Here is a 265-nt window from a genome sequence, read left to right on the forward strand (position 1 = left end):
CCTTTGTACAGAAAGAAGAACTGGTTGCCGATCTTCACACCAAGCTCACCCAGAGAATTCACAACCCACTCGACTTGATCGGGATGAAGACGAGTCGGAATAGGACTGTACGCGCCTTGCTCGACGAGCGATTGAATAGCAGCGTGCGCCATTCCTTCGAACAGGTCCTGCGGTCGATCCGGATCGTACTCTTCCGTCCCCTTTGTCGCCTGCGCTCGTAGAGCCTGAGCAAGCGTCTTCGAGAAGTTTGCGGGAACTGCCAGAT

General features: G+C 54.7%; 1 protein-coding gene. It reads right to left on the reverse strand.

Annotated elements, in window-relative coordinates:
• The coding region (locus tag AC1RPG_RS08815; protein ID WP_481762609.1) for a hypothetical protein at positions 1 to 265 on the reverse strand (265 nt) is incomplete at both ends.

The sequence above is a fragment of the Dellaglioa sp. CoH-57-MRSF-18 genome, assembly GCF_056781995.1.